At 62.7% G+C, this 24,059-nt stretch carries 23 protein-coding genes; 9 read left to right on the top strand and 14 right to left on the bottom strand.

The window, feature by feature from the left end:
• Nucleotides 1-147: 147 nt before the first annotated feature.
• From DCO57_RS11040 to DCO57_RS11050, 3 genes are all read left to right on the top strand, one after another.
• A complete protein-coding gene (locus DCO57_RS11040) occupies nt 148-954 on the top strand; it encodes a rhodanese-related sulfurtransferase (RefSeq protein WP_116698944.1) in 807 nt (268 codons plus the stop codon).
• A gap of 134 nt (nt 955-1,088) precedes the next feature.
• Nucleotides 1,089-1,676 (top strand): hypothetical protein, encoded by a 588-nt coding sequence (locus tag DCO57_RS11045; RefSeq protein ID WP_116699002.1) that lies wholly within the window; start codon nt 1,089-1,091, stop codon nt 1,674-1,676.
• Between the two features lie 50 nt (nt 1,677-1,726).
• Entirely contained in the window at nt 1,727-1,960 is a 234-nt protein-coding gene (locus DCO57_RS11050) for a hypothetical protein (protein WP_116698945.1), read from the top strand.
• Between the two features lie 94 nt (nt 1,961-2,054).
• On the opposite strand, the gene DCO57_RS11055 is transcribed toward DCO57_RS11050, so the two are convergent.
• Together DCO57_RS11055 and DCO57_RS11060 are read right to left on the bottom strand one after the other, a co-directional pair.
• Nucleotides 2,055-2,936, bottom strand: coding sequence for an SMP-30/gluconolactonase/LRE family protein (locus DCO57_RS11055; protein ID WP_116698946.1), 882 nt, complete (start codon nt 2,934-2,936; stop codon nt 2,055-2,057).
• Between the two features lie 94 nt (nt 2,937-3,030).
• Entirely contained in the window at nt 3,031-3,501 is a 471-nt protein-coding gene (locus tag DCO57_RS11060) for an Lrp/AsnC family transcriptional regulator (RefSeq protein WP_116698947.1), read from the bottom strand.
• Nucleotides 3,502-3,680: 179 nt separating this feature from the next.
• On the opposite strand from DCO57_RS11060, the gene ald reads away from it, so the two are divergent.
• Nucleotides 3,681-4,820: an alanine dehydrogenase gene (ald, locus tag DCO57_RS11065; RefSeq protein ID WP_116698948.1), complete on the top strand. Its 1,140-nt coding sequence runs from the start codon at nt 3,681-3,683 to the stop codon at nt 4,818-4,820.
• 109 nt (nt 4,821-4,929) lie between these two features.
• Here the strand turns inward: ald and DCO57_RS11070 are convergent, their stop codons facing one another.
• The 4 genes from DCO57_RS11070 to pgi form a co-directional block, all read right to left on the bottom strand.
• Complete coding sequence (locus DCO57_RS11070) at nt 4,930-5,202, bottom strand: hypothetical protein (protein ID WP_116698949.1); 273 nt, start codon at nt 5,200-5,202, stop codon at nt 4,930-4,932.
• 99 nt (nt 5,203-5,301) lie between these two features.
• Entirely contained in the window at nt 5,302-5,571 is a 270-nt protein-coding gene (locus DCO57_RS11075; RefSeq protein ID WP_116699003.1) for a lipoprotein, read from the bottom strand.
• A 64-nt stretch (nt 5,572-5,635) separates the two neighbouring features.
• Entirely contained in the window at nt 5,636-5,905 is a 270-nt protein-coding gene (locus tag DCO57_RS11080) for a glycine zipper domain-containing protein (RefSeq protein WP_116698950.1), read from the bottom strand.
• Nucleotides 5,906-6,378: 473 nt separating this feature from the next.
• Nucleotides 6,379-8,001 carry a glucose-6-phosphate isomerase gene (pgi, locus tag DCO57_RS11085; protein WP_116698951.1) on the bottom strand — a complete coding sequence of 541 codons (1,623 nt, stop codon included), beginning with the start codon at nt 7,999-8,001 and terminating at the stop codon, nt 6,379-6,381.
• Here pgi and DCO57_RS23280 point away from each other — a divergent pair.
• The gene (locus DCO57_RS23280) at nt 7,974-8,276 is read left to right on the top strand and encodes a hypothetical protein (RefSeq protein WP_133192657.1); all 303 of its coding nucleotides are present in this window, start codon (nt 7,974-7,976) and stop codon (nt 8,274-8,276) included. The two genes, pgi and DCO57_RS23280, sit on opposite strands and share 28 nt — an antisense overlap.
• Before the next feature lie 57 nt (nt 8,277-8,333).
• Nucleotides 8,334-8,909, top strand: a complete 576-nt coding sequence (locus DCO57_RS11090) for a hypothetical protein (RefSeq protein WP_208977895.1) — start codon at nt 8,334-8,336, stop codon at nt 8,907-8,909.
• Between the two features lie 31 nt (nt 8,910-8,940).
• On the opposite strand, the gene eda is transcribed toward DCO57_RS11090, so the two are convergent.
• The 8 genes from eda to DCO57_RS11130 form a co-directional block, all read right to left on the bottom strand.
• Complete coding sequence (eda, locus tag DCO57_RS11095; protein ID WP_116699005.1) at nt 8,941-9,579, bottom strand: bifunctional 4-hydroxy-2-oxoglutarate aldolase/2-dehydro-3-deoxy-phosphogluconate aldolase; 639 nt, start codon at nt 9,577-9,579, stop codon at nt 8,941-8,943.
• Nucleotides 9,580-9,650: 71 nt separating this feature from the next.
• Entirely contained in the window at nt 9,651-11,486 is a 1,836-nt protein-coding gene (gene edd / locus DCO57_RS11100; protein WP_116699006.1) for a phosphogluconate dehydratase, read from the bottom strand.
• 137 nt (nt 11,487-11,623) lie between these two features.
• Nucleotides 11,624-13,099: a glucose-6-phosphate dehydrogenase gene (gene zwf, locus DCO57_RS11105; protein WP_116698952.1), complete on the bottom strand. Its 1,476-nt coding sequence runs from the start codon at nt 13,097-13,099 to the stop codon at nt 11,624-11,626.
• A gap of 99 nt (nt 13,100-13,198) precedes the next feature.
• Nucleotides 13,199-14,146, bottom strand: a complete 948-nt coding sequence (locus tag DCO57_RS11110; protein WP_116698953.1) for a carbohydrate kinase — start codon at nt 14,144-14,146, stop codon at nt 13,199-13,201.
• A 196-nt stretch (nt 14,147-14,342) separates the two neighbouring features.
• A complete protein-coding gene (locus DCO57_RS11115; protein WP_208977896.1) occupies nt 14,343-15,140 on the bottom strand; it encodes an ATP-binding cassette domain-containing protein in 798 nt (265 codons plus the stop codon).
• Nucleotides 15,116-16,198 carry an ABC transporter permease gene (locus tag DCO57_RS11120; RefSeq protein WP_116698955.1) on the bottom strand — a complete coding sequence of 361 codons (1,083 nt, stop codon included), beginning with the start codon at nt 16,196-16,198 and terminating at the stop codon, nt 15,116-15,118. Before DCO57_RS11120 ends, DCO57_RS11115 begins: the two co-directional genes overlap by 25 nt.
• A 179-nt stretch (nt 16,199-16,377) precedes the next feature.
• On the bottom strand, nt 16,378-17,394 hold the full coding sequence (locus DCO57_RS11125; RefSeq protein ID WP_116698956.1) for a sugar ABC transporter substrate-binding protein: 1,017 nt from the start codon (nt 17,392-17,394) through the stop codon (nt 16,378-16,380).
• 28 nt (nt 17,395-17,422) lie between these two features.
• Nucleotides 17,423-18,745 carry an ROK family transcriptional regulator gene (locus DCO57_RS11130; RefSeq protein ID WP_116698957.1) on the bottom strand — a complete coding sequence of 441 codons (1,323 nt, stop codon included), beginning with the start codon at nt 18,743-18,745 and terminating at the stop codon, nt 17,423-17,425.
• 357 nt (nt 18,746-19,102) lie between these two features.
• On the opposite strand from DCO57_RS11130, the gene ade reads away from it, so the two are divergent.
• From ade to DCO57_RS11145, 3 genes are all read left to right on the top strand, one after another.
• Nucleotides 19,103-20,824: an adenine deaminase gene (gene ade / locus DCO57_RS11135; protein WP_116699007.1), complete on the top strand. Its 1,722-nt coding sequence runs from the start codon at nt 19,103-19,105 to the stop codon at nt 20,822-20,824.
• 30 nt (nt 20,825-20,854) lie between these two features.
• The gene (locus DCO57_RS11140; RefSeq protein WP_116698958.1) at nt 20,855-22,012 is read left to right on the top strand and encodes an AAA family ATPase; all 1,158 of its coding nucleotides are present in this window, start codon (nt 20,855-20,857) and stop codon (nt 22,010-22,012) included.
• Nucleotides 22,013-22,352: 340 nt separating this feature from the next.
• A complete protein-coding gene (locus DCO57_RS11145) occupies nt 22,353-24,023 on the top strand; it encodes a long-chain fatty acid--CoA ligase (protein ID WP_116698959.1) in 1,671 nt (556 codons plus the stop codon).
• Nucleotides 24,024-24,059: the final 36 nt, after the last annotated feature.

The following is a 24,059-nucleotide window of genomic DNA, read 5'->3' on the forward strand; positions in this document are numbered from 1 at the left end:
CGGCGATTGCGCCGTTGAGGTCAGAGAAACTGCGGACTTGGCACGCAAGGGGGCGAGGATGTATAGAGGGCGCCAGCAAATGCCCGGGGACGGATCGCGAAAGCATCCTGACCGGTCCGGCGCCCTTCAAGAAAAAGAACACGCCCGATGAACGACTTTCTCGTATCCGCCCTTTACATGTTCACGCCGCTCGAGAACTTCGAGGAGATGCGCGACCCGCTGAAGGCCTATTGCGAGGCGCGGGACGTGCGCGGCAGTCTTCTGCTGGCCCGTGAAGGCATCAACGGCACGATCTGCGGACCGGAGGCCGGGGTGCGCGACGTGCTGGCGCATCTGCGCGCCGATCCGCGCCTGAAGGATCTGTCCCACAAGGAGTCCTGGTGCGACCGGCATGTGTTCAAGCGCATGAAGGTGCGGCTGAAGCAGGAGATCGTGCGCCTTGCGGTCGATGGCATCGACCCGAACGAGATCGTTGGCGAATATGTGCCGCCGGAGGACTGGAACGCCCTGATTTCCGATCCGGACGTGATCGTGGTCGACACCCGCAATGACTATGAATACGCCTTCGGCACCTTCGAGGGCGCGCTTAACCCGCAGACCCAGTCCTTCCGCGAATTCCCCGAATGGGTGGAAGGGCAGGACGACCTCAAGAGGAAGCCGAAGGTCGCCATGTTCTGCACCGGGGGCATCCGCTGCGAAAAGGCCACCGCCTGGATGCTGAAGAACGGCTTCAGCGAGGTCTACCACCTTGAGGGCGGCATCCTGAACTATCTGGAGAAGGTTCCGGAAGAAAACAGCCTGTGGAAGGGCGAGTGTTTCGTCTTCGACGACCGGGTTTCCGTCGACCACAAGCTGCAGCCGCGCTGGGGCGAATGGGTGCCCGAGGCGGCCCGGCATGTCATCAACGAAGACACCGATTACGACAAGGGGCAGGGGTCCGGTAGTGGATCCTGATGGCGCACTGCGTGCGGCTTGTTAACGAAAGTTAACTTTTTCGCTTTTACCCCTTGCGGATCTTCCCTAAAGTCAGATGTGCAGAGCGGATGTCCGTGTCCTTGGTTTCTGCACCGGCCTTGGGGGAACAGTTCATGCGTCACAGGTTCTGGAGCGCGCTTGCCGCGCTGGCGATCAGCCCGTTTCTTGTCTCATCGGTCTCGGCCGGCGGCCGCACCCTGTCCTGCTATGAGCAGGCGACGGTTCCGCCCGTCTACCGGACGGTTCAGGAGCGGGTGCTGGTTCAGCCGGCGAGCAGCTATGTGGTGCAGCAGCCCGCCGTCTACAGCTATCAGACCCGGCGCGTGCAGGTGCAGCCCGAACGGGTCAGCTACCGCAGGTCTCCGGCGGTCTACCAGACCCGTTACCGCAAGGTTCAGGTGCAGCCGGCCAGCATCGGCTGGGAGTACCGGATGATCAAGGGCAGGAACATTCTGTGCAAGGTCCAGCATCCGGCGGTCTACAGGACCGTGGGACAGCAGGTTCTCGTTCAGCCGGCCTCCAGGGTCGCGGTCCGCCAGCCCGCCGTCTACAGTCATGTGAAGGAAAAGGTGCTTGTCCAGCCTGCCACGCGGCAGGTGGTAAAAAGGCCGGCTGTCTACCGGACGGTCAGCCGGAAGGTTCTGGTGCAGCCTGCGCGGACCGTCTGGCAGCCCGTGCGCGTTCGCGGCTGCCGGTACTGATCCACCGGGCCTGATCGATCGGGCCTGAAGCGCAAAGTGGGACTCCGACCATGATCTGTACCCTGATTGCCTCTTCCATCCTGCTGAGCGTCGGGGACGGGTCCATGGCGGTTCTCATTCCCGAGGACCAGTCCGTACGGATCTTCAACGAGACCGGCACCAACGGCGAAACCGCGGTCGTGCATCTCTATGGCGAGACCAAGATCCAGTTGCCGGGCGTGAGCGCGGAGCAGGTGATCGAGGCGCTGCGCAATTGCGCGGAGCGCGGCGAGAGCTCGCACTAACTACGCGTCGGCCTGACACATTGCTGATCCAGTTGTCCACCACTGTCCCGGAGAGGATCCGGGACCGGTCTCATGTTCCGGGCAAGGCGCCTGTTCAGACCTTGAAGCGGTAGGTCTTCAACCCCTTGCGTCCGTGACCTTCCACCAGGAACAGCCCGCCCGAGAGCGTGTCCGGTTCGATGGCGGTCGGGTCGGCGGGCTGCTTGATGCTGGTGACGATCAGCTGGTCCAGATCGGGGCCGCAGAAACAGGGCATTGTCGGCTTGTCGACCGGCATCCTGATAGCCTCGAGCAGATTGCCGTCCGGGGCAAAGCAGTTCAGCAGGCCGGCCGAAACACCGGCGCTCCAGTAATTGCCGTCGGTGTCCACCGTCGCTCCGTCGGGACGGCCGGTCTCGTTGGTCTGCTGGGCAAACAGCATCTTGGAGCCGAGCGTACCGCTCGCCGGATCGAAGCCGTAGTATTCGATCCAGCCCGGAGAGGTGTCCGAATGGTACATGTAGGTGCCGTCCGGCGTCCAGGCCAGGCCGTTGGAACACTGGAGTTCGTCTCGGATTTCGGCGACTTCGCCGTCGGCGGAAACGCGATAGAGACCGGCGATGGGCTCCCGCGGGGAGCTGGTGTCCATGGTGCCGACCCAGAACGCGCCGTCCGGGCCGACCTTGCCGTCGTTGAGGCGGGTGCGGGGCTCATCCGCCTGGACTTCGGCCAGAATTTCACTGGTACCGGTCTGCGGGTCGAACAGCAGAATCTTGTCCCAGACACAGACGATCAGACGATCATCCTCCGTCAGGCCGAAGGACCCGACCTCGTTGTCGAAACGCCAGGTGGTGATGTCCCGGCTGGCCCAGTCCATGGACTGGATGGAACGGCCCTGGATATCCACCCAGAGCAGGCGGTTGTTTCTGTCGTCCCAGGTCGGACATTCGGCAAGCTGATAGGTCGTATCGATAAAACGGGTAATCGTGTGGGACACCGGATCGGGTTCCTTGAAAGGCCAATCTTTTGAATGGATGCGGACTATAGCGGCCAGTGCATCCGGCGTCGAGGCTGCTGGTGCCCCGATGTCCTCAGTCTTCCCTGTCAAGCGGGATCGCCGTGCGGCGCACGACCGGCCGGATGGCAAAGGAGGATTTCATCCTCAGGACGCCGGGGAGCCGGGCCAGGTGATCGCGGTGGATGCGCTCGAAATCCACCGGGTCCTCGGCGGTCAGTCTCAGGACATAATCCGCGTCGCCGGCCATCAGGAAGCACTCCATGATCTCGCCGGAGCGGGCAACGGCGCGCTCGAAACTCTCCAGCGTCTCCCGCGACTGGCTGGTCAGAGAGATTTCGACGAAGACGTCCATGCGCCGTCCGAGCATGCGCTGGTCGAGAAGGGCCACGTATTTTTCGATGATGCCTGCCTCTTCCAGGGCCCGCATGCGGCGCAGGCAGGCGGAGGCGGACAGGCCGACCTGTTCGGCAAGATCCGCATTGGCAATGCGCCCGTCGCTTTGCAGGACATTCAGGATTTTCCGGTCGAGACGATCAAGGTTCATATACTGCACCGCACTTACTGCTGTCTTTCAAGTAGCATTAGGCAGGATATTCGTTCACTGGCGCAAGTTACGCAAGAAAATTGCGCAATATGGCATCCGGCCGCGGAATTACGCAAGAACATGCGGCGTCTGGAGGCGTACACTTTCCCGATAAAAACTCTTCCAGAGGAGACGGGAATATGCGCATCGGTGTGCCGAAGGAAATCAAGAATCATGAATACCGGGTCGGACTGACCCCGGACAGCGTTCACGAGATGGTCGCTCACGGGCATCAAGTGGTTGTGGAAACCAGTGCGGGGGCCGGCATCGGCGCCAGCGATGCCGATTACGAGGCCGCAGGCGCGAAAATCCTGCCCGGCGCCAGGGAGGTCTTCGACGCTGCCGAGATGATCGTGAAGGTGAAGGAGCCTCAGGCGGGCGAACGCGCCATGCTGCGTCCGGACCATATTCTTTTCACCTATCTGCATCTGGCTCCGGATGCGGAACAGACCGCCGATCTGGTGAACTCCGGCGCGACCTGCATTGCCTATGAGACGGTTGTGGACGCGAACGGCGGGCTGCCGCTGCTGGTGCCCATGTCTCAGGTCGCCGGCCGCCTGTCGGTGGTTGCGGGTGCGAAGGCCATGGAAAAGGCGCAGGGCGGATCGGGGACGCTGATCGGTGGTGTACCGGGCGTCGAACCGGCGAAGGTGCTGGTCATTGGCGGCGGGGTAGTCGGATCGCATGCGATCACCATGGCCATCGGCCTGGGCGCCGATGTTACCGTGCTGGACCGCAACACCGCCGTTCTCGGCCATCTGGCCCAGTCCTTCGGTCCGGCCCTGAAGACCGTCTATTCCACTCGCGCCGCGCTGGAAGCCAAGGTGCTTGAGGCCGACCTGGTGATCGGTGCCGTGCTTGTTGCCGGTGCTGCTGCCCCGAAACTGGTCTCGGCGGATCTGGTGCGGCGCATGAAGCCGGGCTCCGTGCTGGTGGATGTGGCCATCGACCAGGGCGGCTGTTTCGAAACCTCCAGGGCAACGACCCATTCCGACCCGACCTATATCGTCGACGAGGTCGTGCATTACTGCGTCGCCAACATGCCGGGCGCCGTGCCGAAGACGTCCACCCATGCGCTGAACAACGCCACGCTGCCGTTTGCTCTGGCCCTGGCAGATAAGGGTGCGAAAAAGGCTCTTCTTGACGATCCGCACTTCCTGCCGGGCCTCAACGTTTATCAGGGCCAGGTGACCTGTGAAGCCGTTGCTTCCGCGCTGGGCTACGACTATCTGGATCCGGCAACCGCGCTTGCCCGCGAAAAGTCCAGCCGGGCGGCGTGATCTCGTTCGGGATAAAAGAAGGCCGGTTCACTGAACCGGCCTGAGACTGCGGACAAGACTTATTTTGTCAGTCCGGAGAAGTGAGACACAAGTCGAACGCAGAAATCAATCAGGGGCAGCGCACCTTGTAGGGCGTGCCGTATTCGTCCTGTGCGATGCAGTTGCGCGGCGTCGTGACCACGCCGACAAGGCCGCCGCCGATGGCGCCCAGGGCGGCGCCCGCCAGTGTGGCGTTCACGGTCGAGCCGGCGACGGCACCGATGGTGGCCCCGGTCGCAGCGCCAAGCCCGGCGCCAATCAGCATCCGGTCCCGCTGGCTTTCGGTATTGGCGCAGCCGGTCAACAAGAGCAGAAGGGCCGTCACGGCAAGGATGGACTTCATCCGGAATCCTTTGGCGAAGATGGATATCCGCCAAAGGTGGGCATTTATGGTTAACAGATCCTTACCGGATCCCGGTTATCCAAGTTTACGGCCTGCCGGTCAGGGGCAGGCAACCCGGTAGGGATTGCCGTACTGGTCATAAGCGACACAGTTTTTCGGTGCCGTGGCACCGCCGACGATTGCGCCGCCTGCGCCGCCGATTGCGGCGCCCACCAGGGCAGGGCCCACGCCGCCGCCGGCTGCAGCGCCGATGATGGCGCCTGTCGCGGCACCCAGACCGCCGCCGACAAGCGCGCGGTCGGTCTGGCTCTGGGATTGGCAACCTGCCAGCAAGGCCGCCGCAGCGGCAATTACAAATATTTTCTTCATCACAAACTTCCTGCCGGTCAAGTCACCGAAATAAAACGAATGGATCGTGTTCAGCTAAAGGGTCTTACGGGCATGCGACCCGATAGGGATTGCCGTAGCGGTCATAAGCGACACAGTTCTTGGGTGTCGTGGCACCGCCGACGATTGCGCCACCGGCACCGCCGATCGCCGCACCGACAAGCGCGCCGCCAACATCGCCCGTGGCGGCTGCACCGATTGCTGCACCGGTGGCAGCGCCGAGGCCGCCGCCGACAAGGGCGCGGTCACGTTGGCTGTCGGACTGACATCCGGCAAGCGCAAGGCCGACGGCTGCGAGCAGAACAAGCTTCTTCATAGAATCATTCTCCCTTCCGGACCGCGTATCACGGTGCGTTCTTCCGAATTTGTCTCACCAAAGGTAAGCTGCTTTGCTTTTTGGGGCAACGGCTCATTGCCGCAACCGGCCAGCGGTGAAAAATTGTTCGATCAGAGTTCTTCAACGTTGTGAACCAGATAGCCTAGCTAGGGCAGAAATATGGCGGACTTTCACGCTCTATAACGCGCGGTTGCTTAAAAGGTTCCTAACACGCGGGGCCGGGACCATATTTTTGCCTGATTCGATTTGTCGGCAGGCCGAAAACGGCTGGGAGAACCGCAAAACCAGAGGCCTGCACCCGAACGGCTTCCCTGACACGGCGCATCGATGGAGCGTTTACAGCGGGAAGGAATGTCAGGACCGTGCGGCTCCCGGCGCTCCGGAGACTTTCCGGCAGATGCGCCGCCAGATGCGCTTTCAAGCGGATTTACAACCGCCCGGGGACGGGACGCCTAACTCCTGAGTGCCGCGAGCAGGCCCCGGGTTGAGGAATCCTTCGATGTCGCCGGAACGTCTCCCTTGACCATCGGCAGCAGGGCCGTGGCGAGTTCCTTGCCCAGCTCCACGCCCCACTGGTCGAAGGAATTGATTTCCCAGATGACGCCTTCGACGAAGACGCGGTGCTCGTAAAGGGCGACAAGCCGGCCAAGCGCATAGGGGGTGAGCATGTCGTAGACAAGCGTGATGGACGGCCGGTTGCCGGGAAACACCTTGTGGGGAGCCAGACGCTCGATGTCGTCCCCGGACATGCCCGAGGCGGCGAGAAGCGCCTTGGCTTCGTCCAGTGTCCGCCCCATCATCAGCGCTTCGGACTGGGCGAGACAATTTGCAAGCAGCAGGTCGTGATGATGCTTCAGGTCGTCTTCATGACCGTTGGCGGCGACGATAAACTCGCAGGGGATGACGGTCGTACCCTGGTGCAGGAGCTGATAGAAGGCATGCTGGCCGTTGGTGCCGGGTTCGCCCCAGACCAGCGGTCCGGTTTCTTCGCTCACCGGGCTGCCGTCCAGCTTCACCCGCTTGCCGTTGGACTCCATGTCGAGCTGTTGCAGATAGGCCGGCAGGCGGGACAGGCGCTGGTCATAGGGCAGGACGGCACGGGCGGACAGGCCGAGAATATCGCGGTTCCAGACGCCGATCAGCGCCATCAGAACCGGCAGGTTCTGTTCCAGCGGTGCCTGCCTGAAATGCGTGTCGAGCGCGTGTGCACCTTCGAGAAAATCGGAGAAGGCATCGGGGCCGATGGCAATCATCACCGGCAGGCCGATGGCGGACCAGACGGAATAGCGCCCGCCGACCCAGTCCCAGAAACCGAAGACGCGGCTTTCGTCGATGCCGAAGGCCGCGACCTTGTCGAGGGCCGTGGAGACGGCCGCGAAGTGATCGCCCACCGCGTCCTCTCCCAGGGCGCCGGCAATCCATTTGCGCGCGGTCTGCGCGTTGGTCATGGTCTCGATGGTGGTGAAGGTCTTGGAGGCGACGATGATCAGCGTCGTTGCCGGGTCCAGCTTTTCCAGCGTATCGGCAATATGGGCGCCGTCGACATTGGAGACATAGTGCAGTTCCGGACCGTCGTGATAGGGGGCCAGCGCCAGCGTGGTCATGGCGGGGCCGAGATCGGACCCGCCGATGCCGATATTGACCACGTCGGTGAAGGCGTCTCCCGTGGAGGAAGTGAGCTCGCCGGAGCGGACCGCCTCGGAAAAATCGGCCATGGCGTCCAGCACGGCGCGAACTTCCGGCATGACATCCTTGCCGTCGACCATCACCGGCTCGTCGGAGCAGTTGCGCAGGGCCGTATGCAGGACGGCGCGGTCTTCGGTGCCGTTTATCCTGTCGCCGGCGAACATCGCGGCGCGCTTGCCCTCCACATCGGCGGCCCTGGCCAGGGCGATCAGCAGCTCCAGCGCCCTGGCATCGATCCTGGACTTGGAATAATCGAGAAGGAGGTCGTCATGGCGCGCGCTGAAGGTGTCGAACCGTGCAGGGTCGGCGGCGAACAGGTCCCGCAGCGTGGTGTCTTTCAGCTTCTCGGCGTGCTGGCCGAGTGAAACAAAAGCTGCTTCGAGCGCCATGGAAAAATCCCCTAAAATCGATTGAATTCGCCTGCAGCGGCGCCTTTGCGGTCACCGCGTTTCAGATAGCACAGCATTTTGGCAAGGGGGAGAGGAAATTCCGGACGGCCGAAAGCGCGGCCGCCGGATCTGACGCAACCGGCCGCCAGAGGCTCCGGCAAACTCCGTACCGTCATCCGCAACAATATGTCCTGACACTCGACTTTAAAGAGGAAGGGGGGATGGGGACCTTTATCGTCGAAATTGCCTATACCATTGGTATGAGTGAAAAATAGCGGAAAAACCTTCCCTCATTAAGTAAGTCTCAAGTTGCTGTGCAGTAAATTCGATGCATGAGCGCGGACACCAAAAAACACGGATTGGCCCACCTTCAGGATCAGCCTGGTCGCGAAGAGGAGGCCCTGGTGGTGGATCTCGACAACCTGGCGATCGTCAATGCGGTGGTTTCCAACGTCAGCGAATGGGGGTGCCGTCTGACCTCGGTCGACATCACTCAGCTCTACAAGAACATCGGTATTCGTGTGGGGGATACGGGCAAGCTGGTAAAGGCCCTGGTGACCTCGATCCGGGGCAATGACGCGGCGGTTGTCTTCGCCAAGAATGACAAGATGGTCACCGACAAGCGGCGCGAAAAGCGCAACAACGTCAGTATTCCGGTCAAGATCGCCGATCTTGAAGGGATAACCGAGATTTCCGGTGTCATCGTCGACGCCGGCAAGAACGGCTGCCGGATTTCCGCCAAGGGACTGAGCGCGCTTCCCGAGGAGGTGGTGCTGAGTATCGGCAAGATGGAACGGCCGGTCGTCGGCGAATTCGCCTGGAGAACGGCGAGTTCCGCCGGTCTGCGCCTGCTGTGGGACCGCACGCTTGAGGAATACAGCGGCGACGAGGCAACGCAGGACGCCTGAGAACGGCCGTCCCGCAGCCGGAGTGCTCCGTTTACCCTTTCAGACCGGCTGCAGCGCGCGCGCGCTCCTCGATTCCCGACCAGTCTTCGGATGAAATAGCCTTGGCATCGGCGATCCAGGATCCGCCGACACACAGCACGTTGGGCAGCTTCAGATAGTCCGGAGCCTTGTCCAGACTGACGCCGCCGGTCGGACAGAATTTCGCCGCCGCAAGGGGAGAGGAAAGCGATTTCAGGTAGGCGGCGCCACCGGCCTGTTCGGCCGGGAAGAACTTCAGCCGCTCATAGCCGCGTTCCAGCAGGAACATGACTTCCGATGCGGTCGCCGCACCGGGCAGGAGGGGAACGCTGTGCTGGTCCGCCGCATCGAGCAGCGCTTCCGTGGCGCCCGGGGAGACGATGAAGCGCGCCCCGGCGGAGACCGCCGCATCGTAGTGACCTGCGTCCAGAACGGTGCCCGCGCCGACGATGGCGCCTTCCACATGTTCGTTGACCGCGTTGATCGCTTCGAGGGCACGGGGGGTGCGCAGGGTGATTTCTATGGCCGGAAGGCCGCCGCGCACCAGGGCGCGTGCCATCGGAACGGCCTTTTTCGGATCTTCAACGATCAGAACCGGAATGACCGGCGCCGCGCACATGACGTCTTCGATTTTCGCTTTGTCCTGGGCCATGGCAGCCTCCTCTTTCGTTCGGTTTGACTCCTTGATGAAAACCAAGTCGCATCAAACCATTTCATCTGTATTTATGAGTTCACACCCTGGCTGCCGAAGACATGTGCGCCGGTATCGGCGGAGCCGACATTGCTGCGGAAGGCGGCAAAGAGATCGCGGCCGACGCCGAAGTGATGGTGGCTCAGGTCCGCCTCTGCAAGCGGGCGGGCGTTGAATTCAGCTTCGTCGACCAGAACCGTCAATTCGCCGTTGACCGCATCCACCCGTATCATGTCGCCGTCACGGATCCTGGCGATCGGGCCGCCGTCGGCAGCTTCCGGCGTCACATGGATGGCGGCCGGGACCTTGCCGGACGCGCCGGACATGCGCCCGTCGGTGATCAGTGCAACCCTGTGGCCCCGGTCCTGCAGGATGCCGAGGCAGGGGGTGAGCTTGTGCAGTTCCGGCATGCCGCAGGCCTTCGGGCCCTGGAAACGCACCACGGCGGCAACATCGCCGGTGAGTTCCTTGTTGTTGAAGGCGGTCAGAAAGTCGTTCTGGTCGTGAAACACGCGGGCCGGGGCTTCGATGACATGCCGGTCACTGGCCACGGCGGAAATCTTGATCACCGCCTTGCCGAAGTTTCCGGTCAGCATTTTCAGGCCGCCGGTCGGCTGGAAGGCCTTCGCGAGAGGAGCCAGAACGGTCTCGTCTCCGGATGTTTCCGGCACGGGTTCGCGCAGGACATTGCCGTTCGCATCGAGTTTGGCTTCCACCGTGTAGCCGGACAGATCCGTGCCATGGACGGTCTTCACGTCCTGATGCAGATATCCTTCGGAGAGAAGCTCGCGGATCAGGAAGGCCAGACCGCCGGCAGCCTGGAAATGGTTCACATCCGCCTTGCCGTTCGGATAGACGCGGGCGAGCAGCGGCACCACGTCGGAAAGGTCCGAGATGTCGTCCCAGGTGAGACGGATGCCGGCTGCGGCGGCAATGGCCACCAGATGCATGGTGTGGTTGGTGGAGCCTCCGGTGGCATGCAGGCCGACGACCCCGTTGACGATGGCCTTTTCACTGATGATCTCGCCGGCCGGCGTGTATTCGTTGCCGAGAGCCGAAATGGCGAGCGCGCGCTTCGCGGCTTCCTTTGTCAGGGCATCGCGCAGGGGGGTGCCCGGATTGACGAAGGAGGCGCCCGGCATGTGCAGGCCCATGATCTCCATCAGCATCTGGTTGGAATTCGCGGTGCCGTAGAAGGTGCAGGTGCCCGGGGAATGGTAGGCTTTCGACTCGCTTTCCAGAAGCGCGTCACGGCCGACCTTGCCTTCCGCGTAAAGCTGGCGGACCTTGGATTTCTCGTCGTTTGATATGCCGGTGGTCATCGGACCGGCGGGAACGAATACCGCCGGAAGATGGCCGAAGGAGAGGGCGGCAATTGCAAGGCCGGGCACGATCTTGTCGCAGATGCCCAGGAAGACGGCGGCGTCGAACATCTGGTGAGACAGGCCCACCGCCGCTGCCATGGCGATGACGTCCCGGGAAAACAGCGAAAGTTCCATGCCCGCCTGGCCCTGGGTGACACCGTCGCACATGGCCGGAACACCGCCGGCGACCTGCGCCACCGCGCCGGCCTCATGGGCCGCCTGCCGGATCAGTTCCGGATAGGTCTCATACGGCTGGTGCGCCGAGAGCATGTCGTTATAGGACGTGATGATGCCCAGGTTGGGAACGATATCGCCGGCCAGCGACTGTTTGTCGGAAACGCCGCAGGCGGCAAAACCATGGGCGAGATTGCCGCAGGAGAGGCGCGAGCGCTGCGGGCCTTGCTCCGCCGCCTTGCCGATCCGCTCCAGATAGGCGGAGCGGCTGTCGTGGCTGCGTTTGACGATCCGTTCGGTCACTTCGCCGATGCGGTCCTGGATGGTCATGGCTTCAAATCCTTTGCTGACCGGAAACCGGTCTGGCTTCGCTTGCTTCGGCAAATAGGGCGCACGCGCCCCTTTTGCAGCTTGCTGGCAGATTCAAGTGACAGGAGGGGCAGGACGGCAAGGGTCCTGCAGCTCTCCTAATTTCCGTCGTCTTCCGTCCAGGTGCGGCCGTCCCGCTCCACCAGCGCGATGGAGGCGGAGGGGCCCCAGGTGCCGGACGTGTACCCCTTGGGAAGGTCCTTCGAGGCGGCCCAGGCGGACTGGATCGGGTCGATCCACGCCCAGGCCGCGTCCACTTCGTCGCGACGCATGAAGAGCGTCTGGTTGCCGCGAATGACATCCATGATCAGGCGTTCGTAGGCATCCGGATTGCGTACCTTGAAGGCGTCGGCAAAGCTCATATCGAGGGGAACCTGGCGCAGGCGCATGCCGCCGGGGCCGGGGTCCTTGATCATGATCTGCATCTGTACGCCTTCGTCCGGCTGCAGACGGATGATCAGGCGGTTCGCGGTGATGGTGCCGGCTTCCGCATCGAAGATGGAATGGGGGATCGGCCGGAACTGGACGACGATCTCCGAAACCCTCTGCGCCAGACGCTTGCCCGTGCGCAGGTAGAAGGGCACTCCGGCCCATCGCCAGTTGGCGATTTCCGCCTTCAGGGCAACGAATGTCTCCGTGCGGCTTTCATCATTTCCGAGTTCTTCCAGATAGCCCGGAACGGCCCCGCCCGCAGAGGCTCCGGCCCGGTACTGGCCGCGAACGGTCAGCTTGTCCACATTGTGTTCGTCGATCGGGGCAAGGGCCTTGAGCACCTTCAGCTTTTCGTCGCGGACACTGTCGGCGTTCATGGACTCCGGTGGCTCCATGGCGACGAGACACAGAAGCTGCAGCAGGTGGTTCTGGATCATGTCCCGCAGCGCGCCCGCGGTGTCATAGTAACCGGCGCGTCCGCCAACGCCGAGGGATTCGGCAACGGTGATCTGGACGTGATCGATATGGGCGGCGTTCCAAAGCGGCTCGAAAAGGGCGTTGGCAAACCGCAGGGCCATGAGGTTCTGAACGGTTTCCTTGCCCAGATAGTGGTCGATGCGGAAGATCTGCTCTTCCTTGAAGACGGCACCCACGGTCTCGTTCAGGGCCTTCGCGGAGGCCCCGTCCTTGCCGATCGGCTTTTCGATCACGACCCGGGAATGTTCGTTGACCGCGCCGGCCTTGCCGAGATTTTCGCAGATCGTGCCGAAAAGGTCCGGGCCCACCGCCAGGTAGAAGGCGCGCACGACGTCGGGACGTTCGTCCAGGATCGTCCTGAGGTCGTCGAAACCTTCGCCGGAGGCGACATCGATCTTCACGTAGCGAAGACGGGCCAGGAACTGGGACAGGTGTTCGTCATCCAGATCCTTGACGTGTTCCTCAAGCGCCTCGCGGGCGTAGTTCCGGTAATCGTCGTCCGAATAGTCGCGGCGGGCGCTGCAGATGATGCGGGCATGGGCCGGTACCTGACCGTCCGCATCCCTGTGATAAAGGGCCGGGAGAAGCTTGCGGTGGGCAAGGTCTCCGGATGCGCCGAAGACGACCAGATCGAATTCTTCAACTTCGATGACGCGTACCGCCATAAATACATCCCTTCTGAGCAGCTGTCTTTTCAACGGACCTAGATGCCGTGACCGGATTAGATCCGGGTTCTAAATCGGTTTAATTTCCTTGTCAGCCCCTCATTTCAAGGTGGCCCATTCTTTTTCCAGTTCGTTCCTGCGGGGAAGGTCGGCTCCGCGCCGCGAGCATGTCACGGCAGCGGCCTTCACCGCAAATCCAACAAGCCGGGCCAGTTTCGCCTCGTCAAGAGCCATGAGCGTGTCCCGGTCTCTTGCGCCGAGTTCCTTCAGGCCGGCCAGAAGCGCGGCCTGAAACGTATCGCCGGCACCGACCGTATCTTCGACCTTTACCGTGACACCCGGACAATCGATCCGGGCATTTCGCGTGAAGGCCGTGGCGCCGTCCTGCCCACGGGTGACGACAACAAGGCCGGCGCCGAGGGACAGCCAGTCGCGGGCGACCTCGCCATAGTCTTCGCCCGGCATGATCAGGGCAAGATCCTCGTCGCTGACCTTGATGATGTCGGCGAGGGGCACCAGGGACCGGGTGTTGCTGCGCCAGCGCGCCATGTCGGGCACGACGGTCGGCCGGATGTTGGGATCGAAGGAGATCAGCGTGTTGCCCTTCTCGCGCCCGATGAGCGTCTTGAAGGCCGTTGCGACCGGATCCACAAGGGCCGTATAGGAGCCGATGTGGAGGAACATCGGCGGTTCGGAAAATACCGGCAGATCGTCGGCCGTGATCATCCGGTCCGCCGCGTCGGCGCCGTAGAACGTATAGGCGGGCTGGCCGTGATCGTCCTTCTGGACCACGCTCAGGGTCGTCAGATAGGCGGTTCTGAGAATGTGCCGGTCCGAGACGCCCTCGTCCCGCAGCTTCTGGACCAGCTTTTCACCGAAGGCATCCTTCGAGATGCCGCCGAAAAAGGCGGCCTCTTCGCCCAGACGCGCCAGTCCCATTGCGACATTGAACGGCGAACCGCCGATACGGGCATCGAAGGTGAGGCTGTCGCCGGAGGCGGCTTCACCGAAGAGATCGAACAGGGCTTCGCCGCAAATCAGAAACATCGATTATCCATGGGGTTCGTCGTTTGTCCGCACGACACGTGCGGAGCGGGGGAGGCGGAGCATGTTCTGCGTTCGGGAGGGCCCGGGTCCGGGGAGGTGCGGACAGCACGGTGCAACGCCTTCGCACCAGCCTGATGTTTATGGCTGGCGGTTTCGAATGGCAATGTTCCGGCCCGGGCGGGGATCTCACCGGCGGTCATGCGGCCCGGCTTTCAGGCGGGTCCATGGCGCCGGTCATGATCGCGACGGCGTAGGACATGGAAAAATCCGCCGGCCTGATGACACAGGCGCGCCGGCCGAGCCGGTGAATGTGAATGCGGTCGGCGACCTCGAACACATGGGGCATGTTGTGGCTGATGAGCACGATCGGCAGGCCGCGGGCCCTCACGTCCTTGATCAGCTCCAGCACGCGCCGGCTTTCCTTGACCCCGAGTGCGGCGGTCGGCTCATCCATGATCACCACCTTGGATCCGAAGGCGGCGGCGCGGGCCACGGCGACCCCCTGGCGCTGGCCGCCGGAAAGGGTTTCCACGGCCTGGTTGATGTTCTGGATGGTCAGGAGCCCGAGCTCGTTGAGCTTGTCACGGGCGATTTCCTCCATTTTCCTGCGGTCGAGCTGCCGCAGCCATTTGCCACGAAACCCGGGTTTGCGGATTTCTCGGCCCATGAACATGTTGTCCGTGATGGACAGCGCCGGGGACATGGCGAGAGTCTGGTAGACGGTTTCGATCCCCGCCGCACGCGCGTCGATGGGGGAGGTGAAATGCACCGGGCTGCCGTCCAGAAGGATCTCGCCACTGTCGGGTTGCACGGCACCGCTCAGGGCCTTGATGAGCGTCGATTTTCCCGCGCCATTGTCGCCGATCACGGCGAGGATTTCTCCCGGGTACAGTTCCAGGTCGGCGTGGTCCATGGCCACGACACGTCCGTAACGCTTGACCAGGTTGCGTGCTTGCAGAACAGGTTTCATCACACCGATACCTTTCTGATCCATTGGTCGACCGCGACCGCCGCGATGATCAGCAGTCCGATAAGCAGATAGGTCCACTGCGCGTCGGCGCCCAGCAGGCGCAGACCCAGGGTGAAAACGCCGACGATGAGGGCGCCGAAGAGAGTGCCGAGGATCGATCCCCTGCCGCCGAAGAGCGAAATGCCGCCGATCACCACGGCAGTGATGGATTCGATATTGGCGAGCTGCCCGCTGGTCGGCGATACGGAGCCGATGCGCCCGATCATCGCCCATCCGGCGAAGGCGCAGATGAGTCCGGAAAGCATGTAGACCGAAATCAGGGTTTTCCTGACCTGGACGCCGGAAAGCTCGGCGGCTTCCGGATCGTCCCCCACCGCGTAGACATGCCGGCCCCATGCGGTCTGGCGCAGGGCATAGGCCAGCACCAGGACCAGAAGCACCATGAATATGACGCCATAGGTGAACACGGCTCCGCCGATATTCACCTTGTTGCCGAAAAGCTGCAGCAGGGGAGCGGATTTGGCGATGTCCTGCGAGCGGATGGTCTCATTGGCCGAATAGAGAAAATTCGCCGCCAGAACGATCTGCCACATGCCGAGGGTGACGATGAAGGGCGGCAGCTTGACGATCGCGACCAGGAAACCGTTGATGTATCCGCACAGGGTGCCGCAGAGAAGGCCGCAGGCGATGGACACTTCCACCGGCAGGCCGTAACGGAAGGTGAACTGTCCCATGACAACCGAGGACAGCACCATGATCGCGCCGACGGACAGGTCGATCCCGGCGGTCAGGATGACCACGCTCTGCGCGGCGGCGACAATGCCGACAATCTGAACCTGCTGCAGGATCAGGGTGAGAGCGAAGGGGGAAAAGAATTTCGATCCGAGCAGCAGACCGAAGACCACGATGGACAGAAGCAGGACAATCAGCGGCACCAGAGACGGGGTCTGGTGCAGGGCGTGCTGTATCCTTTGACCGACCCCGTGGCGGTGATCGTCGAAGGCCGCGACGGCCCCGGGGGCGGAAGCGGCAGCTGCTTCGTAATCCGCCGGCTCGCCCGTTGTTTTCGTGTCTGATTTCATGCCCGTAACCCTCTCAAGAACCGGTCGAAAAGGGGCAAGGTTGCCCACGCCCCTTTCGGTGCTTTTCCCAAGGCGGCGCTGGAGACTGCGCGTTCAGGCGAACGCGGACAAATGGCTCCGGCACCTTTGACCGATCAACTTCCGGACCTCCAGCCGGTTGCGGCTGGAGGTCTGTCGATCTAGCCCCAGCAGAGATCCATCCCCTTGGCGGTGTCGATGGACTCCACGCCGTCGACCGGCTTGTCGGTAACAAGCGCCACTCCGGTGTCGAAGAAGTCCTTTCCAGGGGTCGGTTCCGGCTTCTTGCCGCTGTCCGCCCAGGTCTTGATGGCTTCGATCCCGAGCGAGGCCATCAGCAGCGGATACTGCTGCGAGGTGGCGCCGATAATGCCGTCCTTGACATTCTGTACGCCGGGGCAGCCCCCGTCGACCGAAACGATCAGCACGTCGTTCTCGCGTCCGATCGCCTTGAGGGCCTCATAGGCCCCGGCGGCAGCCGGCTCGTTGATGGTGTAGACGACATTGATCTCCTGATCCTTCGCCAGGAGGTTCTCCATGGCGCGGCGGCCGCCTTCCTCGTTGCCCTGGGTCACGTCGTTGCCGACGATGCGCGGGTCGGTTTCATCGCCCCATTTGTTCGGATCGCCCAGCTCGATGCCGAAGCCCTGCAGGAACCCCTGATCGCGCAGCACGCCGACGGTCGGCTGGCTGATGCCGAGATCGAGCATCGCGATCTTGGCGTCGGCGGCCTTGTCGCCGAGGCTGGCGGCAGCCCATTGGCCGATCAGCTCGCCGGCCTTGAAGTTGTCCGTGGCGAAGGTGGCGTCCGCTGAGTCGGTCGGGCTCAGCGGCGTGTCGAGCGCGATCACCAGGATGCCGTTGTCGCGGGCCTGCTGGACGGCCGGAACGATGGAGGACGTGTCGGAGGCGGTGAGCAGGATGCCCTTGGCGCCATCGGCGATGCAGGTTTCGATGGCGGCGACCTGGGTTTCGTGATCGCCGTCGATCTTGCCTGCGAAGGATTTCAGTTCGATGCCCAGTTCCTCCGCCTTGGCGGTCGCACCTTCCTTCATTTTAACGAAGAACGGATTGGTGTCCGTCTTGGTGATCAGGCAGGCAGTAATGTCTGCCGCGGCCGCCGGAACGGCCGACATGAGGGCAAGAACGGAGCCCGTCGCGAGTAATTTGCGGATCATTGTATTTCTCCTCCCTGGCCATTCATTGTCAGTCGGTACGGTCGGGTGTGGCCAGATGTGATCCCAACCGTGCTGCCCTTGCCGGAAAGCCGCTCCGATCGTCCGTGCGGCCGGCCCCGGCGGGTCCGGTATCCTTCCCGCCGGTCAGGATCGCGGCCCGCGGCGAGAAGTTGAAGAATTGCGGCAGACTGGCCGCGCCGATCGCCCCGGCATCGTGTCCGAAGCTGCCGATCTGGACATCCGGCGAGTTGCGCATCTCGGGGGCGGTCGCCTCGACAGCGATTTTCAGCGCCTGGCGGAACCGGTCGCGAAAGGATTCCTCAAGGTCCCCGTCAATGACCACCAGGGGCATGTCGAGCAGGGAGAAAGCGGAGCGCAGCGCCAGTGCGAGTGCGGCGACGCAGTCTTCCATCCATTCCTCGAACCTGGCATCGCTGCGTTCGAAGGCCTCGTGCAGACCCCTGCGGTTCATGCTCGGAAAGTTGTCCGGGTCCAGATGTCGGGCGAGAGAGACCAGAGAGGCGCGGGAGAGCAGCAGGTCCCAGCCCTGTCTGGAGCGCGGGGCGGTCGTCAGGCTGCTGGGGGGAACGGGAATCATCGCCACATCGGCGGCGTTTCCCGTCTTGCCCCGGACCACATCGCCTTTCAGGATCAGCCCGCCACCGATGGCCGGTCCCAGGAACAGGTAGAGGAAATCGTCCTTCTGCCGCCCGACGCCGTAAAACAGTTCCGCCACGGCCGCGGCGGTGCCATCATTCTCGCTGAAGACGCGCAGGCCGGTCGCCTCCTCCAGATCCCCGGCAAGGTCATAGCCTTCCCACTTCCTGAAGTCGGCTTCCGGGAGGCCGAGTTCGTGCAGCCAGGCGCCGAGATTGAACGGCTGGGCCACCCCGATTCCGGTGATGCGGGCCAGATCCCGTTCGCTCAGGCTGGCGCGCAGGCTGTCGAGATCTTCCAGGAGAATTTTCAGTGCCTGTTCGGGGGCGGGCAGGATCATGTCGTGCAGGCGCCGGTCGATGATGCGACCGGCGAAATCCATCAGCACCGTTTCCATGTTTGTCCGGTCCAGCCGGACGCCGAAGGAATAGGCGCCCGATGCGGCGAGCCTCAAAATGGTTGCCGGCTGGCCTCTGCTGCCGTCATGGCGCTTGCCGGCCTCGACGATGAGTCCTTCTTCGATAAGGTGCTGGATGATGGCGCCGATGGCCGCGTTGGTGAGCTGGGCCGCCCGGGCGAGTTCCGCCTTGGAAGCTTCGCCCGCCCGCCGCAGAATCTGCAGTACGATGCGCTCATTGTAGCGCCGCAACTGCGCGGAATTCGAACCGCGGCCGCTCTTGCGGGTTCCGTCCACCGTTCTCGCTCCTCCAGCGTGCCCGTTCCAGGAAGCGGGTCAACAATAAATTATGTTGATTAAATTATTTGCCTGCGGCGGGATTTTGTCAATTCCAATTCTCTTTTGCGGTGCGGGGAATTCGTGTTGTCTTGCGGTAAGTTTCTGTCTTCAATGGCCGAATTCCCGGTGTCCGGGTGGTCTGTTTGTGTCGGCGGGCAAGATCGTTGGGGGACTGCGGAAAACATGTTTCGCGCTGCCTTGCCGGCACGGGTGCGACAGGTCCGGAGGGCCGCCGCGGGGATCGGCCGTGAAAGCGTTGATAGCCGGCGCCAGTTCCGTATTGTCGGGGCATAACGGGATTCGGAGCAGACAATGATGCCGGTTAAACATGATGAAGCGTTTCTTGCCCGCGCAATTGCCGCCGGTGCGGGCGAAACCAGCGCCGATATGGTGGTCAAGGATGTCCTCCTCTTCAGTGTGATCGACGGCAGTACGGTCGAAACCGATATCGCGATCGTGGGAGACCGGATCGTCGGCACCCATGGGCGCTACAGCGGCGATGTCACCGTGGACGGCAGGGGTTTGACGGCGGTTCCCGGTTTCATCGACACCCATCTTCATGTGGAATCCTCCCTCGTCACCCCTTTCGAATTCGACCGCTGCGTATTGCCCCACGGGGTGACCACGGCAATCTGCGATCCGCATGAAATCGCCAATGTGCTCGGGGCGGAGGGGATCCGCTATTTCCTAGACAGTTCGCTCGAGACGGTGATGGATCTCAAGGTCAACCTGTCGTCCTGCGTTCCGGCGACGGCCTTCGAAACCGCCGGTGCCTGTCTGGAAATCGAGGACCTGCTGCCGTTCCGGGACCATCCCAGTGTCATCGGCCTTGCGGAATTCATGAACTTTCCCGGAGTTCTGGCGCGCGATCCCAAGGTGCTGGCCAAGCTTGCGGCGTTTCAGGACGGCCACATCGACGGCCATGCGCCGCTGCTCTCCGGACTGGGCCTCAACGGTTACCTGGCCGCCGGCATCCGCACCGACCATGAAGCCACCACGGCCGAAGAGGCGCTCGAAAAGCTCGCCAAGGGCATGACCATCCTGATGCGGGAGGGGTCGGTGTCGAAGGATCTGGAAGCGCTGGCGCCGATCCTGACGCCGGATGTGTCGGCCTTCGTGGCCCTGTGCACGGACGACCGCAACCCGCTGGACATCGCCGAGGAAGGTCATCTGGACAGCATGATCCGGCGGCTGATCGCCAGAGGCATCAGGCCGCTCGACGCCTATCGGGCGGCAAGCTGGTCGGCGGCCAATGCCTTCGGCTTGAAGGATCGCGGATCCGTTTCCCCCGGCAAGCGCGCCGACATCGCGCTCCTGGACGATTTCGAGGATTGCCGGGTCTCTCAGGTGATCTGCGGCGGCGTGCTGGTGAATGACGCCGAATTTGCCAAGCGCTCCCCTGTTGCCCCGGTCGGGCTGGACAGCGTCAAGGTCGCACCCGTGACGGCAGCGCATTTCGAAATTCCGGCGCGCAACAGCGAGGCGGATGTCATCGGCGTCGTGCCGGGCAGGATCATCACGGAGCATCTGAAACGCACCCTGCCGGTTGCGGGCGGCAAAACCCGGGTCGATCTGGAGCAGGACGTGCTCAAGGTGGCTGTCGTCGAGCGACACAAGGGCACCGGCAATATCGGCCTGGGGTTCGTCAACGGCTTCGGCATGAAGCGCGGTGCGATTGCCTCGTCCGTCGGTCACGACAGTCACAACATCTGCGTCGTCGGGGCGGATGAGGAGGCCATGGCGCATGCGGTCAACCGGGTGATCGCCATGAAGGGCGGTTTCGCGGTGGCCGACAGCGACGGGGTCCGGGCGGAACTGGCCCTGCAACTGGCCGGTCTGATGAGCCTGGAACCGTTCGAGACGGTCAAGAGCGACCTGGAGAAGCTGCGCGCCGCCGCCAGGGATCTCGGCTGCACTCTGGCGGAGCCTTTCCTTCAGGTGGCCTTTCTGCCGCTTCCGGTCATTCCGCATCTGAAGATCACCGATTTCGGCATGTTCGATGTCAACAGGTTCGAACTCATCGATCAGGGATCCTGACCCGGGAAACCCGAAAAGGGGGCATTTGTCATGATCCTGACCCTCGCGGTCTCCGGGTATCGTTCCCTGCGCGATGTTGTCCTGCCGCTGGATCGGGTGACGCTGGTGACCGGCGCCAACGGCAGCGGCAAGTCGAGCCTGTACCGTTCCATCCGTCTGCTGGCCGATGTCGCCCAGGGCCGTGCGATTGCCTCGCTCGCGGCCGAAGGCGGATTGCAGTCCACGCTTTGGGCAGGACCGGAGGCCTTTTCAGCAGGGATGAAGCGCGGGGACGTCCCGGTTCAGGGGACGGTCCGCAAAGGTGTGGTCAGCCTGAAGCTGGGATTTGCCGACGAGGATTACGGATATGCCATCGATCTGGGGCTGCCGGTGCTTGGCGCGGGGTCCAGTTTTTCCATGGATCCGGAAATCAAGGCCGAAGCCTTGTGGGCAGGGGAAGTGCTTTCAAGGTCCAATGAAATCGCCGGGCGCAACGGACCGGTGGCCCGTGTCATGAACAGCAAGGGACAACGGGTCCCTGTCATTCAGAATCTTGCCGGTTTCGACAGCATGATGACACATGCCGCCGACCCCAGGGACGGGCTTGAGCTTCTGGTCATGCGCGAGCGGATGCGTGCCTGGCGGTTCTACGACCACCTGCGGACAGACCGCGACGCTCCGGCGCGCTACCCGAGGATCGGCACACGGACACCGGTTCTCGGCGCGGACGGGGGAGATCTCGCGGCCGCAGTCCAGACCATTCTGGAGATCGGCGACCGGGCCGCTTTTTCCGAGGCGATCGACGACGCCTTTCCGGGGGGCTCGGTCGGGATTACTGTCAGTGACGGCTATTTCGAACTGCAGATGCAGCAGAAAGGATTGCTGCGGCCGCTGAGGGCCGGCGAATTGTCGGACGGTACACTTCGCTATCTGCTGCTGGCCGCCGCCCTGCTGTCGCCACGGCCCGCGCCGCTCATCGTGCTCAACGAACCTGAAACCAGCCTGCATCCGGCGCTTCTGGAACCGCTTGCCCGGCTGATTTCCAGGGCGGCGGAGTCGACACAGGTCATCGTCGTCTCCCATGCGGACGACCTCGTCTCCTGGCTGGCGCCGCAACCCGGCTGCCTGCGATACGAGCTGCGCAAGGAACTGGGAGAAACCGTTGTGGACGCTCCGGGTCCGCCGCGCTGGGCCTGGCCGAAACGGTAGGTGGGCCCGTCTTCCCTTGCATGCCGGGCGGCGCCCGTGGCGCAAACAATTCCTCTTTCGTGATAAGCTTCTGATTTGGCTTGTCTATTGCCAATCGGGTTAAAGAGCTTATCTAATCGGTATGACCGGCATCCTCAAAAAAATGACAAGGTGTCGTTACGTCGCGAGTTGACGCAAACGGAAGGTTGCGTCATGTCACAAGTACCCCCGAGGGGAACGCCTTGCCGGCGTCCGGGTGCAATGGAGGCGGGAATTTGCGGAAAGACCATCGGCTTTCCGGGTATTTCACGATTGCAGCCGTATCACGCGGTAAGGCGACAAAGGTACGTTGGAGGACGTAATGACGACTGCGGAGGAGTGGATCGCGGCCTTCAGGCCCCGTCCGGTACACGAATACCTGGAAGAAAGCGTTGCGAGTTTCGGTGCGCGGCCGGCTGCCGATTTCATGGGCAAGGGCTGGACCTACGCGGAACTCGGCGCGCTGGTGGACCGCACCGCGGCCGGGCTTCAGGCCATGGGGGTGGGGCCGGGTGTACATGTCGGCCTGTGCCTGCCGAATACGCCGTTCTACACGATCTTCTATTTCGCCATTCTCAAGGTCGGCGGCACGGTTGCCAACTTCAATCCGCTCTATGTCGAACGTGAAATCGCGTTCCAGGCACGCGATGCGGATGTGCGCATCATGGTGACGATGGATCTGAAGGTGATCTACGACAAGGTCGAGGACGTGCGCAGGGAACGGGGCCTCGACAAGATCATCGTCTGTCCGATGAGTTTCTGCCTTCCGGCTATCAAGAAGGTGCTGTTCAGCCTGTTCAAGCGCAAGGATGTCGCCAGGATCCCCAGGGACGAGGCGCATGTGCGCTTTGCCGACCTGCAAACCTCCGGCGCGCGTCCGGCACCGGTGGAGATCGATCCGGCGGAGGTCATCGCGGTGCTGCAGTATACCGGCGGCACCACCGGCGTTCCCAAGGGCGCCATGCTGACCCACGCGAATCTTTCCGCCAATATCGAGCAGATGCGCTGCGTGTTCGAAAAGGCGCAGCCGGGTGACGAGCGGATGCTGTGTGTGCTGCCGTTCTTCCACGTGTTCGCCATGACCGTGGGGCAGAACCTGTCGATCATCCTGGGCGCGGAAATGGTGCTGCAGCCCCGGTTCGATCTGAAGGAATTGCTCGAAGTGATCGGGCGCAAGAAGGTCACCCTGTTTCCGGGGGTTCCGACCATTTACACGGCGATCAACAATTCGCCCCTGACTGCCGACTACGATCTGTCCAGCATCAATCTGTGCCTGTCGGGAGGTGCGCCGCTTCCCGTGGAGGTGAAGGAGAGTTTCGAGAAACTCACCGGCTGCATTCTGGCGGAGGGTTACGGTCTGACGGAGACCTCGCCCGTTGCCGCGGTCAATCCGCTCGACAGCAGCCGCCGCGCCGGGTCCATCGGCCGCCTCGTTCCGGGAACCCGGGCCCGTTTCGTCAGCATCGAGGACCGGACCACCGAAGTGGGCAAGGGCGAGAAGGGCGAACTGCTGCTGCATGGCCCGCAGGTCATGAAGGGATACTGGAAGCGGGAGGACGCGACGGCGGATTCCCTTACCGTAGACGGCTATCTGCATACCGGCGATGTCGGCTATCAGGATGATGACGGTTTCATCTATCTGGTCGACCGGATCAAGGATCTCATCCTGTGCTCGGGCTACAACGTCTATCCCCGGGTGATCGAGGAGGCGATCTATCTGAACGAGGCCGTCGACGAGGCCATCGTCATCGCCGTTCCGGATGCCTATCGCGGTCAGTCGCCCAAGGCCTTCATCAAGCTGAAGGAAGGGTGTGACCTCACGGCCCAGGAGATGAAAGCCTTTCTGAAAGACAAGCTGTCGACCATTGAAATGCCGCGGGAATTCGAATTCCGCGACGAGCTGCCCAAGACCATGGTGGGCAAATTGTCGAAAAAGGATCTGGTCGAGGAAGAGGCGAGAAAACGGGCGGGCGTTGGCGCGGGAGCCGCCTGATCGCGCCGCTTTCTTTCGTCCTTGTTCCGGATGACA

This window comes from Labrenzia sp. 011, from assembly GCF_003075075.1.
GTDB lineage: Bacteria > Pseudomonadota > Alphaproteobacteria > Rhizobiales > Stappiaceae > Roseibium.

Bases quoted from the DNA above. Each gene is read 5' to 3' on its own strand.
- DCO57_RS11040 (WP_116698944.1), top strand. From the start codon at position 148: ATGAACGACTTTCTCGTATCCGCCCTTTACATGTTCACGCCGCTCGAG.
- DCO57_RS11045 (WP_116699002.1), top strand. From the start codon at position 1,089: ATGCGTCACAGGTTCTGGAGCGCGCTTGCCGCGCTGGCGATCAGCCCG.
- DCO57_RS11050 (WP_116698945.1), top strand. From the start codon at position 1,727: ATGATCTGTACCCTGATTGCCTCTTCCATCCTGCTGAGCGTCGGGGAC.
- DCO57_RS11060 (WP_116698947.1), bottom strand. From the start codon at position 3,501: ATGAACCTTGATCGTCTCGACCGGAAAATCCTGAATGTCCTGCAAAGC.
- ald (WP_116698948.1), top strand. From the start codon at position 3,681: ATGCGCATCGGTGTGCCGAAGGAAATCAAGAATCATGAATACCGGGTC.
- DCO57_RS11070 (WP_116698949.1), bottom strand. From the start codon at position 5,202: ATGAAGTCCATCCTTGCCGTGACGGCCCTTCTGCTCTTGTTGACCGGC.
- DCO57_RS11075 (WP_116699003.1), bottom strand. From the start codon at position 5,571: ATGAAGAAAATATTTGTAATTGCCGCTGCGGCGGCCTTGCTGGCAGGT.
- DCO57_RS11080 (WP_116698950.1), bottom strand. From the start codon at position 5,905: ATGAAGAAGCTTGTTCTGCTCGCAGCCGTCGGCCTTGCGCTTGCCGGA.
- pgi (WP_116698951.1), bottom strand. From the start codon at position 8,001: ATGGCGCTCGAAGCAGCTTTTGTTTCACTCGGCCAGCACGCCGAGAAG.
- DCO57_RS11090 (WP_208977895.1), top strand. From the start codon at position 8,334: ATGAGCGCGGACACCAAAAAACACGGATTGGCCCACCTTCAGGATCAG.
- eda (WP_116699005.1), bottom strand. From the start codon at position 9,579: ATGGCCCAGGACAAAGCGAAAATCGAAGACGTCATGTGCGCGGCGCCG.
- edd (WP_116699006.1), bottom strand. From the start codon at position 11,486: ATGACCATCCAGGACCGCATCGGCGAAGTGACCGAACGGATCGTCAAA.
- zwf (WP_116698952.1), bottom strand. From the start codon at position 13,099: ATGGCGGTACGCGTCATCGAAGTTGAAGAATTCGATCTGGTCGTCTTC.
- DCO57_RS11110 (WP_116698953.1), bottom strand. From the start codon at position 14,146: ATGTTTCTGATTTGCGGCGAAGCCCTGTTCGATCTCTTCGGTGAAGCC.
- DCO57_RS11115 (WP_208977896.1), bottom strand. From the start codon at position 15,140: ATGGATCAGAAAGGTATCGGTGTGATGAAACCTGTTCTGCAAGCACGC.
- DCO57_RS11120 (WP_116698955.1), bottom strand. From the start codon at position 16,198: ATGAAATCAGACACGAAAACAACGGGCGAGCCGGCGGATTACGAAGCA.
- DCO57_RS11125 (WP_116698956.1), bottom strand. From the start codon at position 17,394: ATGATCCGCAAATTACTCGCGACGGGCTCCGTTCTTGCCCTCATGTCG.
- ade (WP_116699007.1), top strand. From the start codon at position 19,103: ATGCCGGTTAAACATGATGAAGCGTTTCTTGCCCGCGCAATTGCCGCC.
- DCO57_RS11140 (WP_116698958.1), top strand. From the start codon at position 20,855: ATGATCCTGACCCTCGCGGTCTCCGGGTATCGTTCCCTGCGCGATGTT.
- DCO57_RS11145 (WP_116698959.1), top strand. From the start codon at position 22,353: ATGACGACTGCGGAGGAGTGGATCGCGGCCTTCAGGCCCCGTCCGGTA.